Below are 903 nucleotides of genomic sequence, written 5' to 3'. Positions count from 1 at the left end.
TACCCCATGCCCATCAAGCTAAGGAGTAGGGTAAAAGCATATTAAGGCTGGAAATAGTCCCTATTCTAGATTTTTGATCTTTTCCTCATTATTATGGGCATACTCAAATAAGCCTTCTAATATCTATTTTTTTCAGAATCTTACGCAGCTACCCCTACTTTCATTCGGCTTTCATAGACCACACCCAAAAGATCAAAAACCGTTTTCTTGTCATAGCGATGCGATTTACGGCCGTTTTTTGTGATCATCTGAAACATCTGTTGAAAAACTTGGACACTTTCTTCTTTACACTTGTTAAGTGAATCCAGCAGTAATCCAAGATAACTTTTCAGTATGGATATGGCTTTTAATTCGCTAATTTCTCTTTTCTTTTTCCGAAGAAGAAGCTCACGCATTTGGAACATCAAGGATGAGGTCAGAAGTAATGCAAGCAATTTACCATATAAATGACACTCGAACCGTTCGATTTTAACAGGCTTGACGGAATCGATGTGAAACAGAGACTTCCATGTTTTGAACAAGATTTCCACTTGCCAGCGTAAAGAATACAAGGGATAAACCTGTTCTTTGGTCACATAGGATGGAGGAGTATTTGTGATGTAAACGTTGATGGAGCTTAATTGTTTGGTTCGTTCTTTATAGGTGATTCCTTTTTTCTTTTCATTTTTAGCTCGAATCGCTAAACGCTCTTGGGTTTGCTTCTCTGTTAACTTGGAAATGAGTAGGCGAGGGACAAACTTTTTCTCTTTGCCGAGATAGACTTCTTCGATTTCAAGGATCTCACCGGGCTTCAACTGATTCATGATCGTTTCCAACTGAATTTCCGTATACAGGGAATCTTTTTTCACTTTTCCGTTTTTAAACCGCTCGATTTTCTCGTTTTTACGGTAAATTCGAACGTTT

1 protein-coding gene is annotated in these 903 nt (G+C 38.1%); it reads right to left on the bottom strand.

What is annotated here, in order from left to right; all coding sequences use genetic code 11:
* Window positions 1-140 precede the first annotated feature (140 nt).
* Window positions 141-903 (bottom strand): transposase (locus EIZ58_RS32745; RefSeq protein WP_134705219.1); only part of this gene is annotated, 763 nt, incomplete at its 5' end.

It is taken from the genome of Ammoniphilus sp. YIM 78166 (genome assembly GCF_004522215.1).
GTDB lineage: Bacteria > Bacillota > Bacilli > Aneurinibacillales > RAOX-1 > YIM-78166.
Note: the sequence above shows the minus strand (reverse complement) of the source record. Positions and strands in the feature narration are given on the sequence as shown.